The following is a 15920-nucleotide window of genomic DNA, read 5'->3' as shown; positions in this document are numbered from 1 at the left end:
GCCATGATGGTTACTCCTATTTACCTTGTTTTTGGTTGTTGGCAGCAGCGCGTTGAGCGCGAGCCGCGAATGAATCTTTAGAGACTTGTCCGCCATTTTGTTTTGCTTGATTCGCTTGAATACGAGCAGCGGCTTCAGGGGTCATTGGTGCTTTGTTTTTAGACATAGTATTTTCCTTTTCATTAATTGAATGCTTGTCTCCGCTGAGACCATTGCATAGTAACTAGTAGGGTAGGGACAAATGGGGACAACCCAAAAACAAAAGCAAATTCGAACTATGTTGGATGCGTTAGGCTGGAGCCATAAGCAACTGGCCGATGTATTATATGAAGAGCTTTATTGCTCTGAGTATGAGGAGCTTCATGATGTAGATCCCGAGGCTGTGAGCAAATTTCAACAGACGTTAAAAAAGCAACTTAAACGTCCTTCTACACCAGAAGATAGGCTAGAACAGTACGTAAAAATCGTATCAGAACACCCAGAGTTTATTGCTTTGGGATTGGGAGTTGTTGTGCCTAAATACGTAGGACACACGTGTTTAAATCAATGCCTTCTAGATGGGCTTTCCGAGATTTCCAACACACTAGATAATGAAAATGAATGCATAGATGCTTAGTATGTTAAATAATGTGCAAGTTATGAAATTGTTTTAGGTGGGGAATATTAGGGGGACGCTGTGTACAAGGGGCATTGGTATGATGTTATAGGGAAAGAGAGGACAGATCTCCGAGCAATGAGTCTCGACTTCGACTCATTAAAGTTGGCTATAGATGAAGCAATGAGCGTTTTGCCTGATACACGACTGATCGTAATGAATGAGAATTTAGATTGGGGTCTCATCTCTATCGAGGAAACCAAAAGAATGCTCATTTGTAAGGATTAGATGGTGACAAGCTAAGATGAACTTTGTTGCTTTCCTCACTGTTTGATTTATAAGCAGTTAGTATCATAAGTTGTCTATGATGCTAAAGAGGAGCTTTGCATGGCATGCCGTTGTTGTAACAAACGTTTGAACGTAGGGATGATACACAAACGAGATCCCCACACAGGCCAAAAATTTAAGTCCTGCCCTCATTGTTCCGATGCGAATGGAGGAGAGCACGTTTTTCATCCATATCCATCGTCCTTTGGTAAAACACCTGCTAGAGTGACCGCTCGAAACCCTGAAGGATATCAAAGCTACTGCATAGATTGTCGTCGCCTAGATAAAGGAGTGCAATCTCAAGCCTATATGAATGGGAAAGCATGCAGTAGTCTTGTTGAATAGAACTCTGATGAACTTATTTCAAGATGATGCTGTTACATGGTTGTCAACGCTCGATGCTGCGAGCGTTGATCTATTAATCACCGACCCTCCCTATGAGTCTTTAGAAAAACACCGAAAAATTGGGACAACGACTCGGCTTAAGGTTAGCAAGGCTTCAAGTAATCAATGGTTTGAGATTTTTCCTAACGATAGATTCGAAGCGTTACTCAGTGAGATCTATCGTGTGCTTAAGAACCACTCGCACTTTTACCTTTTCTGTGACCAAGAAACGATGTTTGTCATTAAGCCGATAGCGGAAAAAATCGGCTTCAAATTCTGGAAACCTATTGTATGGGACAAAGTGAGTATTGGTATGGGCTACCACTACCGTGCTCGACACGAATACATACTGTTTTTTGAAAAGGGTAAGAGGAAGCTCAATGATTTGAGCATACCTGACATACTGACCCATAAACGAGTCTATAGAGGGTATCCAACTGAAAAGCCAGTAAGTCTCTTGGAAGTTCTGGTCGCTCAAAGTAGCAGAGAAGGGGAGCTAGTTGTTGATCCGTTTTTTGGCTCTGGCTCGACTTTGGTTGCAGCTAAAAACTTGAATCGTCAGTTCAAAGGTAACGATATTTCCTCATCTGCCCATGAGCATATTCGTCAGCGTGCGGACTTTTGAACCTAAAGGCGAATACAGTTAACGGCTACCTGAAGGTAGCCGAGTAGCACTGTGGGGTTGTGGTGATTAGGCTGATTGATAAATCTCAGCTTCCAATTCAGAAATCGCTTCTAAGTATTGCTCTTTACCACCAAAGCACTTTTTGACGATTTCAGCAGGGCGTCCCATCTCGTCAAAAGGCTTAACTTTGAGTACATGAATATTTTCAATCTCTTGAACGCCTTCGTCTGCGTACTTGTCTAATAAGTTGTTCAACACCTGCTGAGCCGTTTCACCGTACTTAGTGAAGTAGTTGCGCTTTTTGACGTTATCAGCCCGTTCTTTTCTGGTGAGTGCTGGTTGGTCATACACGACATGACAAATCATGTCGAATGGGTCGAGATCTTTGCCGACTTCCAGCTCTAACGCTTCCCAGATGATGCCTTCCTCTGCCAGTTCATCAATGATTGCTTGCTTTTTATCGGCATTTTGCCAGCGCTTAACAAAGTCGTCCATCGAGGTGAACTGTTTTGCCATCGTCTTGCGGGTATAGTCTTTGAACGATTCGGTTACGAGTTTACCGTCGGCATCGTAGTATTGAACACGTTCGGCAATGGCTTTCACCGTTACACCGTTGATATGGAACTTTCTAACTCGATGTTCATCCTGCCAATCATCTTCGGCATTGCTAGCACCTGAAGGAGATGAACTAGAGTCGTATGAAGCTTCTGGTTCTTGGATGCTTTCAGGGTCGATATCTTCCCCTTCAAATGGATCATCTTGTTCAAGCTCATCCTCACCATCGATGATCTCATCGAGTCCTTCATCGGTTTCGAAGTCTTCTGATTTTGTCTCTTTAACTCGCTCGGGGACACCATCAAAGCGCTCATCAGCGAACAGTTCTGTCGCCTTTTTAAAGTCGAGAATGGTAAACCATAGCTTTCCGTAACGATCATCAATACGAGTACCGCGACCGATGATCTGCTTAAATTTGGTCATCGACTGAATGCCCTGGTCAAGAACAACCAGTTTACAAGTTTTTGCATCGACACCTGTTGTCATGAGTTCTGAGGTGGTCGCGATAACAGGGTAAGCCTTTTTGGGGTTGATGAAGTTATCAAGCTGAGCTTTGCCGATTTCATCATCACCTGTAATTTTCATTACGTACTTTTCATTCTTAGCAACTTGCTCAGGGTTGCAGTTGATTAGTGCTCGACGCATACGCTCTGCGTGGTCAATGTCATTACAGAACACAATGGTCTTCGCCATCGGGTCGGTGCGTTTGAGGTAGCTGGTGATGGTCTGTGCAACAAGTTCTGTTCGCTCATCAATGACCATAGTTCTGTCGAAGTCTTTCTGGTTATAGATCCTGTCTTCGATAACTTCACCATGTTTATCGACTTGTCCTTTGGTTGGTCTCCAACCTTGTAAATCTACATCGATATCCACACGCACAACTTTGTAAGGGGCTAAGAAACCGTCTTCAATACCTTGCTTTAGAGAGTAGGTGTAAAGAGCATCGCCAAAGTACTCGGTGTTAGACACGATGTCGGTTTCTTTTGGTGTCGCGGTTAGTCCTATTTGAGTCGCTGAACCGAAATACTCAAGAATCTCGCGCCATGCGCTGTCTTCAGCGGCACTGCCACGGTGACACTCGTCAACGACAATAAGATCAAAGAAATCAGGATCGACCTGTTTGTATGCTTTTTGTTGCTCTTCTGGGCCAGTCAGAGCTTGATACAGAGCTAGGTGGATTTCGTAAGCGGGATCGACGCTTCGCCCTGTGACTTTGGTCATAGCGGTGCCAAACGGCTGGAAGTCGTTGGTCTTGGTTTGATCGACCAGAATGTTTCTGTCCGCCAAAAAAAGGATGCGTTTTTTGGCTCGGGACTTCCATAGTCGCCAAATAATCTGGAAAGCAGTGTAAGTTTTTCCCGTACCCGTTGCCATAACCAAGAGTACACGGTTTTGTCCTGCTGCGACCGCTTCCACGGTTTTGTTTATCGCTTGTAGCTGATAGTAGCGCGGAGACTTTCCGCTACCGTCATCATGGTAATCTTGAGTAATGACTGGAAGGTGCTCGGTTTTGTAGCCTTTCCAAACGCAGTACTTGTCCCATAGTTGCTGAGGTGTCGGAAAATCTTCAAGTCGAATTTCAGTTTCGAGTTGAGCTGGGTTGGTTTTGTCGTGGAAGATAAAACCGTCGCCATTTGAGGCAAAGACAAAAGGGACTTCAAGTAGGCTGGCGTAATCTAGTCCTTGTTGCATACCTTTGCCGATTTCATGCTTATTCGCTTTTGCTTCGACAACTGCTAGAGGCATGCTCGGTTTATGGTAAAGGACGATGTCCGCAGACTTAATCTTTTTCCTCGCCGCTGCCTGACCACGAACAATGACCTTACCGTCACGCAGTTTAACTTCTTGACGGATTTGAGACATATCATCCCATCCCGCATCTTTGATAGCAGGAAGAATGAATTTCGTGATGATGTCGGTTTCAGATAGCTTTGATTTATTGATTGTCGATTCCATGCGATTAGCCAGCTCAGTACAAATGCATTTCATGACTATACCAAAGGATGCATAAAAGCAGAAAAGATACTGACTTATCAGTGAAGTGGGTAACGGTATGTATGAGCCTCTAAGGCTAAGACTCTGAACATGCTGCCATCAATAGGCTTATGTGTGCAGTGAGATTTTTGTGATGAGGCTAATCAGTAGAAGCTGTTGTCGAAAAGTGGCAGCCTTTGTTCGATTAGAAGAAAGAACTTTCTGAAAGTTTTCCCCAATACCACTGAGATATTATCAAAAATATACTCTTGATCTGGGATGTGGTTTAAATTAAATATTTTCTCTACCTTGAATGTAATCTATAGGAAATAAAAAACAAAAAGGTTATTTTTATTTATTAAAATAATGCACTGTATTTTTGCCTAAGTTTTTTAAGCCCAAATTGCTTGGCACATTGTTTTGCCAAGATTGGCAGCGAAACTGTCAAGGATGGCAGAGGAAATGCCACAGCGGGCAGCGAATCTGCCAATGGTGGCACTAAAATTTAGACCTAAAAATTAGAATATTCCGTTTAAGAGTCCAAAATTTAATAGATGAACGTTATATTAGAATTATAACTTTATAATAATTATAACAGTTATAATAGTTATAACATGAAAAAGTCAATAAGTAAAAACTATTTTATTGCCATAATTATCTTGGCTCTATTTAATAATTAAATTATTCGTAATTATATTTATGATTTTTATTTGATTTAATAATTAAAAATGCAAAATAAATTCGATTGTTTTTTGCACAGTTACTTTGCTGTTTAGGGGAGCAATTGATGTTTTTTAATGAGCTGGTGTATGCGTTGTCTGCTAAGCCCAAGCGTTCTGGCGATATCACTTAGGTTAGTTTTGTTATTCGTGTCTAGTTGTTTTGTTAGTAGGTCTTTGATCAACTGGTGTTGTTCTAGATTGGCTCCATATCCAACGTCTGGGCCTCGCTTAGTTTCAATGCTATTGATTCGTTCTACACATTCGAAGCGATGCAAGATCCCAATCAGTGTGGTCCAAGTATTCAACTCATTGAAAAGCGTTAGGCACTCTTTATCACTCCACGCGTTTGGTTCTTTAGTATCTAAACATCTCACTATCGCGATACACCATGATGACCATTGACCAAAATCATCTGACTTGATCTGATTTATTTTTTTATAGCTCGCTGGGTAGTTTACTTTACATGTTTGAACAATGTTCTTTGATAGCGAGAGCCAGTCTCCTGCCTTCGCGCTATCTTTACAGTGGCGCAGAAATACTCGTGGATGCGGCGCATAGCCGCTGACCAGATCATACAGTTGTCGTCCCAGATTTTTCTGTTTGTTAGGTTGTGCTAGATACTTTTCGTAAGCTGCACTGTTCTGGTTGGGCAGATATTTCAATGCAGTGATAGCTGCGTATTTTTGCTGTTTATAAAGTTTAGTGGACTTGATGGGATGGTGTTTTTCGCAGTAGTAGTGAGATCGGCTGCGTAGACGCCAGCATAAAGCGCAATACGGAAGAACACTGTTCCAGCGTATCGCTTCCTCTTGGTGCTGTGGCGTGAGTGAACGTAAATCTTTTAACCCCCACAGTACTTGATCCATATAATCGATACGTTGTTGAGTATGCAGCCCTACTCCCCGCAAGGCTAATACCGCTTCGATAAGTTTGATTGTTTTATTTAATCCACCATAAATTTCTACGATGTCCGCAAGCTTGATAGCGTTAGAGCTACGGTGCTTTTTGAGCACAGAACCATGCTGGCTGAGTAACTTGGTAAACCACGTTTCCAGAACAATGTTCCGAGCGGCATCAACAGCGTATAAATACCCAACTCGACGTCGCTGAGCAATTTTACAACCTTGAGATTCTGACTGGCTTTTTAAGTCATTAATTGCTGTTTCTAGCTGTACTCTCAATGCATTGCGCTTTTGATCTAAGTCCATTCGTTATCATGTCAATATGGTTTGTTGCTTATTCTATATTATGAGTTGGGCGATGAAAATCTAAGATGCAACTAAATAATAGAGAAATAAAGGTAATAAAATGTTTGTAAGACAAGAGCAGTTAGCGAAAGAGATCGGGGTAAGCGTAAGTACTTTGTGGCGCTGGCGTCGGGATGGAAAAATGCCACCTGTTGTTACGCTTAGTTCTAGAGTTGTTGGGTGGCAGAGAAAAGACATTGAGCGCTGGCTAGAAGAACAAAAATAGATGCAACTTGTTACTGCGAGAACAGTGTTCTCGTTTAACCTTCGTAAATATAAAGTAAGTCATTGTTTACATGATTAATAACACGAATAAAAAATGCTCTTGCAGGAACCTTGTTCCTGCTTTTGTCTATCTCATGGATCCAATTTCTTCTTAAATCTTCATCCGTTGAACGGAGAACGATGTTCTCCGAAATGACGAAAGGCAGAGTTAGGTATTATCCGAGTCGTGTTTGGGTATCTCAGGCAAGGGCTGATAGCTTTCAAACGCTACTGCGAGAACACTGTTCTCGCTCACATCATCAAAAACTAAAGTTTGGTCATTTAATTAATAAAAAATGCTCTTGCTAGAACTATGTTCTAGCTGTTTGTTCTCCCACTAAATACATGATTTAACTCTATGTATTAGGTCTGGCAATTGTGCTTTAATGCATTTTGATGCTTATTGGGAGGAGTTATGGCTCGGAAGAATGATGGAATTATTTGGCATTTGATGGATGCGCCGTGGTGGGTGAGTATCTTGTTCTCAGCAGGCATTTATGTTGGTTTATCCTTTTTACTGCCTGATTTGGCGGCTCGCAGTGATAACTTCATCTTCAATGCCATTGGGCCGAATCTCCCGAAAATGGCACCGTATTTTGCTTTTTTGTTTTTAATTCCTGCTCCCATTGCATTCTTTAAGCAGTATCAGCGAAAGCATAATTATCTTGCGACGACGTCTCAAATCAGAGCAAACAAAAACACGACTCCGCTTAATTCCCTCAGCTGGATTGAATTTGAAAGCTATATTGGCGAGTACTTTAAGCAGCAAGGCTACGACGTTAAACAATCTTTCTCAAAGCAGGCTGATGGAGGAGTAGATATTTGGTTAACTAAAGACGGTGAGTTGAGTCTTGTGCAATGTAAGCACTGGAAAGCTAGAAAAGTCGGAGTTCAAGTCCTAAGAGAAATGTATGGTGTGATGATCGACAATCGTGCTAGCAAAATGATCATCGTAACATCGGGAGATTTTACTTCTGAAGCTATCGCTTTTGCTCAAGAGAAGCGTCTGTGGTTGGTTAATGGTAGCGAGCTAGTCCACATGATTGAAGATGGACGCAGCTTTATGAATAAGCCAGTCATTGGTGAGCCTACACCCGAGCCTCATTCCAAGGTTTGCCCAAACTGCCAGTCTAGCCTTGTGATTCGTGTTGCTAGAAAAGGCCGTAATGCGGGTAAAAGTTTCTATGGTTGCTCTGCGTATCCTAAGTGTCGCTACACTTGCGACTGTTGAATATGAGTGAGGATTCAAGCAGTTTAACCTTATAGAAGGGTGTTCTCAGAACATAAAAGTTAACCTATTGAGTCTAGCTGTCAGAGAAGAATGCTACTGCGAGAACACTGTTCTCGCTCAAATCATCAAAAACTAAAGTTTGGTCATTTAATTAATAGATAAAAAATCGCTCCTGGTGCAGAAATCTTTGGTGAAAAATGTGCTACACATTATCTTCATAAGTGGGTTTGTCAGAACCAATGGGGTAATGAACGTAAGCTCTGAAACACTTTTTCCCTATCACGATTTTAAATGTGCCTAATACTTGACCACTGACTTTTATTGGTTCAGAGTAGAAGTTATAAAATGGTTAAGTTTATGATTTCAATGACTTACCCGAGGATAAGCGAGGAAGCTGGATTGAAAACTATTGAAGGACTAATAATTAATTCAGGAGCCGATTACCTGACTTGTCATGTCCAGTTATTAACCCATGAAATTAAAAATTGCATTAGGAATCATTTACAGAATATTTGCTACGGTACTGCTTTAGCTGAGAGAGGCCTTAGCGGTCAAACATATCAAAGAACATTGAAAGCGTTTCGGAGTCGATACACCTCAAAAACTGATAATATTAAGAAAGGAATGATTGGGGAGCTTCTTACTCATGTCATAATTTTTGAATTATTCGAAAACTTAGAAGTTGTCTCACCCTTTTTTAACATGGAAGAAAAAAGTCAAAGGAAAGGGTTTGACTTGATTCTAGCAGAAGCAAGTGGAAAAGATGTTTGGATAACAGAAGTAAAATCTGGTGCATTAAACCAAACAGGATGTCCAGATAATTCAACACGCGGCTTTTTAAATACAGCTAAAAGCGATTTAAACCGAAGGTTAAATGAAAGCGAAATGACCTTTTGGCAAAATGCAATTAACTCGACAAACAACTCAATTCTTGATTGCCGAGATTACAAAGATGTAATCATAAAAATTCTCGATGATGAGCTAGTTGCTGCGGCTGACGAGAAGGCGAATTCGGAAGACAATAATGTGATATTAGTTTCTATTTTGTATTCTGATATAAATAACCCTTTTAAATCAGATACTGTTATAGAAACATGCTCGAAAATAAAAGAAGAAGCCATTTTTAATAAGGTTTTCACCCTATCTATTCAGAAAAGTACATATGAGAAAGTAGCTCACTTTTTATTTGAGGAAGAGTTAGATGGCTGAAGGAAATAACCCAAAACAATTAACGTTATTAAGATTACTAAACACCTCTTTTAATGAGCTATATAATTCTTTATTATTGAATGAAAAAATAGAGCCAAGTGATTATTTGAAATTGCTTTCTATAGCTATTGTACTGACTAATCAAGATGAAGTTTCGCTAAAACGATTAGCCTATCGAATTGTTCTAAAGTATTCATTAAATACAGGGGACTATATCCCTTTGTATGACTTTTCGTTAAACAATGGACTAATTCCTGTAGCTAGAATGATTGGTCAACTTATTGACAATCCTACAGCTATCTCAAGATCTAGTTTTGTGAATGAGTTTAGTTTAAGTTTTATTGATTCATTTGAAACTAACGGTTTGTATAGAACGGAGCAACAGTATGCTTTAAGTGACTTTGTGAAAGTAAATAAGAATAAATCGTTGTATGTGGTTGCTCCTACATCCTATGGTAAGTCAGACTTGATTATAAATGAGATAAGTAGCGGAAACACAAAAACTTGTATACTTGTCCCCTCAAAGTCACTGCTTGCTCAAACTAAAAAGAGAATATTTGATGCAGGTATTAAAGGTGTCGATTTTATAATTACTCACCCTGAGATGTATGAAGAAAACCCAAATGCTAAGGTTTTTCTGTTAACACAAGAGCGATTATCTAGGCTACTTTCCCAATATAGAGATTTAGCTTTCGACACAGTTTTTGTTGATGAAGCCCATAACTTACTTAATAAAGATAGTCGAAGTCGTTTATTAGCATCAGTCATAACTATTTTGCAATTTCGAAATAGTAATACCGCTGTTAAGTATTTGACTCCATTTATAAATGAAGTTGAAAGTATAAAGCTAAAGTTTACACCTCCTTCAGATTTAAAGTTTTCAATAGATGAATATGTAAAATCAGAGTTCTATTTTATAGCTGACTTTAGATGCGAGAAAAAGGAACTTTCGTTTTACGATCAATTTACCAACAACTTTATAGAAAACAATGCTAATGTCCAAGACTATTTTGATTATCTGTTCCAGAATTCTGTAAATAAAAATATCATTTATTTCAATAAGCCCACTAGTATTGAATCTTTTGTTAAAGAAATGATTATTTCTTTACCCATTATTCAAAATGAGCAGATTAATTCAGCAATAGATGAATTATCAGAGGGATTTTCGCCTGAATATCTTATCGTGGAAAGTCTTAAAAGAGGGGTTGTATATCATCATGGCTCCATGACTGAGCCAGTTAGAAATTATGTTGAGCATCTCTTTAGGGAGTGTGCAGAGTTAAAGTATTTAGTTTCTAGTTCAACCTTGCTTGAAGGTATTAATATGCCTATAGAGCGACTATTTTTAATGTGCACAAAAAAGGGAATTGGAAATTTAACTGCTGCTCATTTTAAAAACTTAGTTGGTAGAGTAAATCGTTTTTCAGAAATATTTAATGAATCTAATTCTAACAATATCAAAAAGCTAACGCCTGAGATTCACTTAATTGGAACTGATAAATATTCGGCTGCAAAAGCTAATTTTCATAAATTTTTACAAAATAGAGTTAATGTAAGAAAAGAGCTTAAAGACAATCCAGAAAATGTGTTGTTAGAAGTTGTTGATATTGTAGATGGTAATAAAAAGGAATACAAAGATGCCATAACTAGGTTGGAAAACTTAGAGAACGGTGTTGTTAATGATTATCAATACAAATACACGAAAACAGAAGTAGGCAATTTGCTTATAGCAAATAGTGTTAGCGAAATTGAAGTTTTTGATAAAGAGCTAGAAATACATCAAACAATAGAAAGTATAGAAGATAAATCTATAACAAACACCAATCAATTAATGGATGTTATTTATAATTGTTTTGTGTGTTTTGTTGAAGAAACTGAAGGTGATGATTCGCCTTTACTTCGACTTGAAAATCAAGAAGCAAAAACCTTTTATGCAATGCTATTGGATTGGAAAATAGATAAAAAGCCATTCAAATTAATGATTCGCTTATTCATTAAATATTGGGATGATTTGATTCAACGAATGCCTAATTTTCAAATTTACGTTGGTAAGTGGGGGGATGAAGTTAAACGCTCTGGTGGACATAAAACTCACTACACTCAAATAGGTGGCAAAACTAGAGCTGAAAAAATTAATCTGGCGATTGTACGAATCAAGGAAGAAGAAGACTTTCTCGAACATGAGTTACTGAAATTTATTGAGATTCTTAATGATCTTAATAAGATTAATTTAAATTTCTATAAAAAAGTAAAATATGGCACGACCGATGATGAAACAATTAAGTTAATTAAAATCGGTTTATCGAGAGGCGTGGCTGAATTATTACTCGTTAAATACCCGCAGTTTGTTTTGGATATCCCTAATTCTCATTCAAAAAGAATTAGTTACTTAGTTATCGACGAAATGAAGAGACAAGAGGAAGGACTACTTCAACAGTTAGAAGTAAAAATGAACGTAACGAGGGGTTAATACTATTAACTACTACTTTATAGTCTGACCTTCTTCAAAAATAATTTATAAACTGCTTACTATAGCCCCTGCATTAGCCATTAAAGAAGCCCACTCATTTCTGGCACGCTGTCGGCTTGCGCTAGCAAGTATTCGCACTCTGTTTGGATGAGTGAGACACATAGTTCTATGTGTTCACGTTCTCCATCCTCGATTCCTTGAGCTTCGGTAAGGTCAATCGCTTCCTTCAGGGCATTTTTTATAGTACTGACGGTTTCTACCATTATGGAAGCCATTTTGGTGCCTGAATAACCCAGCAGAGCGCCGAATTCAGATAAATCATAGCTGGTGATAGGGCGTTTGAAGTTACCTTTCGGCGGATTTTGAAAGTCTTCACTTTCCCAATCTCCAATCGACATTGCAAAATATTGAGGGATACTGGCGGCACGACCCTCATCAGCGGACAATTTACCGCTTCGTGAGTTGCGTTTTGCTCCCTCTTGAGCGATAGCTTCTATGTTTACTAAGTCATAAAAAGGGGTTAGTTCCAGCCCTTTAGGGGTGACGAAGAAGCTAATATTTTTACCATGGGCATCGTAGTTTAGCGTTGCTAGATTAAAGAGCATCCATTGGGTGAGCTTTAGGTTGGTGATTACCGTGTCTATGGTTTTTACGCTCAGTAGGCGTGGGAAAGAAACGCCATCACGCATATATACGCCATCGCCTTCATCCCCATTCTGACGCTCGTATTTGTAACCTGGAGGTAAGTCAGTTGCCTGACAGCCATCAATCACATGTTTTCGTTGAACGACATCACGAGTCGCTATATAGGCACGATCGAACCGCTCTATTATCAGTGTCCTAGTCTTCCCAATGCGGGTTAACTCAACATTAGCGACGTCCAAACCTGCTAGCTTGGCTAAGGTCATGCAAAAGAACTCATTAACAGCAATACACGGTGCTTTACCGCTTTCAAATTTCAGAATGTAGTTCGAACTTAATTTGCCTTCACCAAACCCCCACTCATCACCGCGCTTAAGTAAGTTTAACTTGTTTTGAACACCAGCAACCGAAAGGCGAACCTTACCGTCCCAATACACTAATGGCGTTAGATTTCGCTCTAGTCGTTCTATTAGTTCATCATCAGGTACAGCTCTAAAGCTGGTTTCCCCAGGTTCTGAGTCTGGAACTCGAAAAGACAATGCGCCAGATGTTTCCGCACCAAGCTTACGAATCAGCCCGAACGTGTTGCTTTTGGATATAGTGGTGTTTTGTATCATCTCCTCAAAGGCTTCTCCTTCAGGAAGGAGATTTCTGAGGTAGTTCTCAATACTACGTGGCGAAGCCCGATCATCGAAAGGGATGTGTGGCGAAATCGGGAAACCAGTGTGTTTCCATTCATCTTCATAGATGAATGAGAACTCTGTTTCTGTTCCGACAGGAAGAATCAAACGACCAATTTTGGTATTCGTACCGATAAACACGTCTAACTGTTGTAACTTACTCATACCAACCGTCCTCATTGCTTCTCACGCTGTTTTCAGCTTGGGAGGTTATTTGGCTATGTGGACGAACAAATAGGTTTAAATCGATAAGGCGTAAAGATAGCCCTAAGATGTCCATGAGGACGAGTACATTGGCAAAGGTGACATTGGTATCGCCTTTTTCTACTTTCATGACTGTTCTACGAGATAAGTTGGCTTTTGAAGCGAGATCATCAATACGCCAGCCTCTATCGGTGCGCTTTGAGCGAATGGCGCTCCCCAGCGTTTCCATACTGAACTCGGTATTCAAATCAGGCATAGGTTGTGCTTTTACCATCTTACCTTTTTTCATAAGTGCCTTTTAATGTACTTTTGTCACTATTGGGTTCGTCTTAATATATAAGTTCACTATAACTCACTTTTGTTGTGACTGTATAAGAAATTATCTATAAGTGCAATTTAAGTTACTTATGGTTGGTTTGCGAGTTCAATCCCTCTCTTTGTTCTCTATGAGAGATATTTATCAGCCAGAAGGACACATTTGGCAACCGCGTAGTATTCGGATTAGTATTGGGAGAAGACAGAGAAGAGTGCGTGATCGGGGCTTACCTGACCCATTACCTGACCCAAAATCGTCAGGTACAAAAAAAGGTTAGTAAACACTACGCTTACTAACCTTCTAGAATATGGTGGCCCCTCCCAGGTTCGAACTGGGGACCAAGCGATTATGAGTCGCCTGCTCTAACCACTGAGCTAAGGGGCCGAATAGGTGTCAGATTATAGGGGATGGGGCTAGGTGTGTCTAGCCAAAACTCGGGCAATAATGCTTACAATTTATTCACTTAGCTGATGTGAAAAACAAAAGGTGAGCTAAAGCTCACCTTTTTAATCCATCACTTGAAATGCGCTTACTCATCTAAGAAGCTGCGCAGAACTTCTGAGCGGCTTGGATGGCGTAATTTACGTAGCGCTTTGGCTTCGATTTGACGGATCCGTTCACGGGTTACATCAAATTGTTTGCCCACTTCTTCTAGCGTGTGGTCGGTGTTCATATCGATACCAAAACGCATCCGTAGCACTTTTGCTTCACGTGGTGTTAAACCAGACAGTACATCACGGGTTGCAGCGCGAAGGCTGGTCGCTGTCGCAGAATCCAGCGGCAGTTCGAGCGTGGTATCTTCGATAAAATCACCCAAATGTGAATCTTCATCATCACCAATTGGCGTCTCCATTGAGATTGGCTCTTTGGCAATTTTCAGCACTTTGCGGATCTTATCTTCTGGCATTTGCATGCGCTCTGCCAACTCTTCTGGCAGTGGCTCACGGCCCATCTCTTGCAACATTTGACGTGAGATTCGATTCAGTTTGTTGATCGTTTCGATCATGTGTACTGGAATACGAATCGTACGTGCTTGGTCGGCAATTGAACGGGTGATCGCTTGACGGATCCACCAAGTCGCATAAGTTGAGAACTTATAACCACGGCGGTATTCAAATTTATCCACCGCTTTCATTAGACCGATGTTGCTTTCCTGGATCAGATCCAAGAATTGCAGACCACGGTTGGTGTATTTCTTGGCAATTGAAATAACCAAACGTAAGTTTGCTTCAACCATCTCTTTCTTAGCACGACGAGCTTTCGCTTCACCAATTGACATGCGACGACTGATATCTTTGATGCGTTCAACCGAGAGTGAAGTTTCTTGTTCGATCATCTTCAACTTCTGGATTGAACGACGGATATCTTCTTCTTGCTCACGGATTTTGGCGACATAAGGCTTATCCGAAGCGAGAACCGTATTCAGCCACTCTTCATTCGATTCATTGCCTGTAAATAGGGCAATAAACGATTTCTTGGGCATCTTGGCGATTTCAACTACGGCCTTCATTGCCAAACGTTCTTGAGTGCGAACGCGGTCCATTGAAGTACGCAGTGTGTTCACTAAATGATCAAACTGTTTTGGTGTCAGGCGAAATTCGCGGAAGATATCCAAAACTAGGCCTGATGCTTCTGCACTTTGCTGGCTATCGTGACCAAATTCGTTAACCGCTAATTGCAGGTTTTGGAATTTGTTGCGCAGTTCGTTAAATTTTTCACGAGCAAGTTCAGGGTCAATACCGACATCTTCTTCGCTATCGCTACTTTCACCGTCGCCGTTTTCATCTTCATCCTCTTCCTCATCTTCTACGATCGCATTGTCTTCATCGGCGAGATCGGCTTCAGTGAGTTCGGAACCGATGTGTGTTGCGGTCGGAGCTCCAGTTTCCATGTTATCTGGATCGACGAAGCCCGAGATGAGATCGGTCAGACGCAGTTCTTCGGCTTGAACGCGATCAAACTGCTCAAGAATATAAGGAATGGTGCCCGGATATTCAGCAATCGCACTTTGAACTTGGTTAATACCATCTTCAATGCGTTTGGCGATATCAATTTCACCTTCACGTGTCAAAAGCTCAACCGTACCCATTTCACGCATATACATACGGACTGGATCGGTGGTGCGGCCGATTTCACTCTCTACGCTAGAAAGTGCGGCAGCGGCTGCTTCGGCAGCGTCTTCATCAGTGATAGTTGTGTCATCACTGAGGGCAAGATCATCGGCATCAGGAGCGGTTTCCACCACCTTAATACCCATGTCATTGATCATCTGAATAATATCTTCCACTTGCTCTGAATCAACGATTTCAGCAGGTAAGTGGTCATTTACTTCGGCGTAGGTCAGATAGCCCTGTTCCTTGCCACGAAGGACAAGTTGTTTAAGCTGTGACTGCGGATTTTGATCCATAGACGGTATCCAACTTCGTATCTGGTGAAGGAATAAGTATGCGCAATGCAAACCACGTATACTAACAA

General features: G+C 40.6%; 12 protein-coding genes and 1 tRNA gene. 6 read left to right on the top strand and 7 right to left on the bottom strand.

The window, feature by feature from the left end; translation table 11 throughout:
* Positions 1-16 precede the first annotated feature (16 nt).
* Positions 17-166 carry a hypothetical protein gene (locus G7083_RS03950; protein WP_017790133.1) on the bottom strand — a complete coding sequence of 50 codons (150 nt, stop codon included), beginning with the start codon at positions 164-166 and terminating at the stop codon, positions 17-19.
* A 75-nt stretch (positions 167-241) separates the two neighbouring features.
* Here G7083_RS03950 and G7083_RS03945 point away from each other — a divergent pair, with 75 nt between their 5' ends.
* Positions 242-616 (top strand): elongation factor Ts, encoded by a 375-nt coding sequence (locus tag G7083_RS03945; protein ID WP_166013683.1) that lies wholly within the window; start codon positions 242-244, stop codon positions 614-616.
* A gap of 658 nt (positions 617-1274) precedes the next feature.
* Positions 1275-1931 (top strand): site-specific DNA-methyltransferase, encoded by a 657-nt coding sequence (locus G7083_RS03940; protein WP_166013682.1) that lies wholly within the window; start codon positions 1275-1277, stop codon positions 1929-1931.
* A gap of 66 nt (positions 1932-1997) precedes the next feature.
* Here the strand turns inward: G7083_RS03940 and G7083_RS03935 are convergent, their stop codons facing one another.
* Together G7083_RS03935 and G7083_RS03930 are read right to left on the bottom strand one after the other, a co-directional pair.
* On the bottom strand, positions 1998-4442 hold the full coding sequence (locus tag G7083_RS03935) for a DEAD/DEAH box helicase family protein (protein WP_166013681.1): 2445 nt from the start codon (positions 4440-4442) through the stop codon (positions 1998-2000).
* A gap of 790 nt (positions 4443-5232) precedes the next feature.
* Positions 5233-6390 carry a MarR family transcriptional regulator gene (locus G7083_RS03930; RefSeq protein WP_166013680.1) on the bottom strand — a complete coding sequence of 386 codons (1158 nt, stop codon included), beginning with the start codon at positions 6388-6390 and terminating at the stop codon, positions 5233-5235.
* A 100-nt stretch (positions 6391-6490) separates the two neighbouring features.
* On the opposite strand from G7083_RS03930, the gene G7083_RS03925 reads away from it, so the two are divergent.
* The 4 genes from G7083_RS03925 to G7083_RS03910 all read left to right on the top strand — a co-directional run bounded on the left by G7083_RS03925 (position 6491) and on the right by G7083_RS03910 (position 11603).
* Positions 6491-6655 (top strand): helix-turn-helix domain-containing protein, encoded by a 165-nt coding sequence (locus tag G7083_RS03925; protein WP_005480576.1) that lies wholly within the window; start codon positions 6491-6493, stop codon positions 6653-6655.
* Positions 6656-7108: 453 nt separating this feature from the next.
* A complete protein-coding gene (locus tag G7083_RS03920) occupies positions 7109-7924 on the top strand; it encodes a restriction endonuclease (protein WP_166013679.1) in 816 nt (271 codons plus the stop codon).
* A 399-nt stretch (positions 7925-8323) separates the two neighbouring features.
* Positions 8324-9133, top strand: a complete 810-nt coding sequence (locus G7083_RS03915) for a Hachiman antiphage defense system protein HamA (protein ID WP_206212107.1) — start codon at positions 8324-8326, stop codon at positions 9131-9133.
* A complete protein-coding gene (locus G7083_RS03910; RefSeq protein ID WP_166013677.1) occupies positions 9126-11603 on the top strand; it encodes a DEAD/DEAH box helicase in 2478 nt (825 codons plus the stop codon). The genes G7083_RS03915 and G7083_RS03910 overlap by 8 nt, the downstream gene beginning before the upstream one ends.
* Before the next feature lie 80 nt (positions 11604-11683).
* Here the strand turns inward: G7083_RS03910 and G7083_RS03905 are convergent, their stop codons facing one another.
* The 4 genes from G7083_RS03905 to rpoD all read right to left on the bottom strand — a co-directional run bounded on the left by G7083_RS03905 (position 11684) and on the right by rpoD (position 15852).
* Positions 11684-13090, bottom strand: coding sequence for a HipA domain-containing protein (locus tag G7083_RS03905; RefSeq protein WP_166013676.1), 1407 nt, complete (start codon positions 13088-13090; stop codon positions 11684-11686).
* The gene (locus G7083_RS03900; protein ID WP_166013675.1) at positions 13083-13418 is read right to left on the bottom strand and encodes a helix-turn-helix domain-containing protein; all 336 of its coding nucleotides are present in this window, start codon (positions 13416-13418) and stop codon (positions 13083-13085) included. Before G7083_RS03900 ends, G7083_RS03905 begins: the two co-directional genes overlap by 8 nt.
* A 335-nt stretch (positions 13419-13753) precedes the next feature.
* A tRNA-Ile gene (locus G7083_RS03895) sits at positions 13754-13829 on the bottom strand.
* 145 nt (positions 13830-13974) lie between these two features.
* Positions 13975-15852: an RNA polymerase sigma factor RpoD gene (gene rpoD / locus G7083_RS03890; protein WP_166013674.1), complete on the bottom strand. Its 1878-nt coding sequence runs from the start codon at positions 15850-15852 to the stop codon at positions 13975-13977.
* Positions 15853-15920: the final 68 nt, after the last annotated feature.

This window comes from Vibrio sp. HDW18 (assembly GCF_011306175.1).
GTDB lineage: Bacteria > Pseudomonadota > Gammaproteobacteria > Enterobacterales > Vibrionaceae > Vibrio > Vibrio chanodichtyis.
This window is presented reverse-complemented; position numbering and strand designations above follow the sequence as displayed.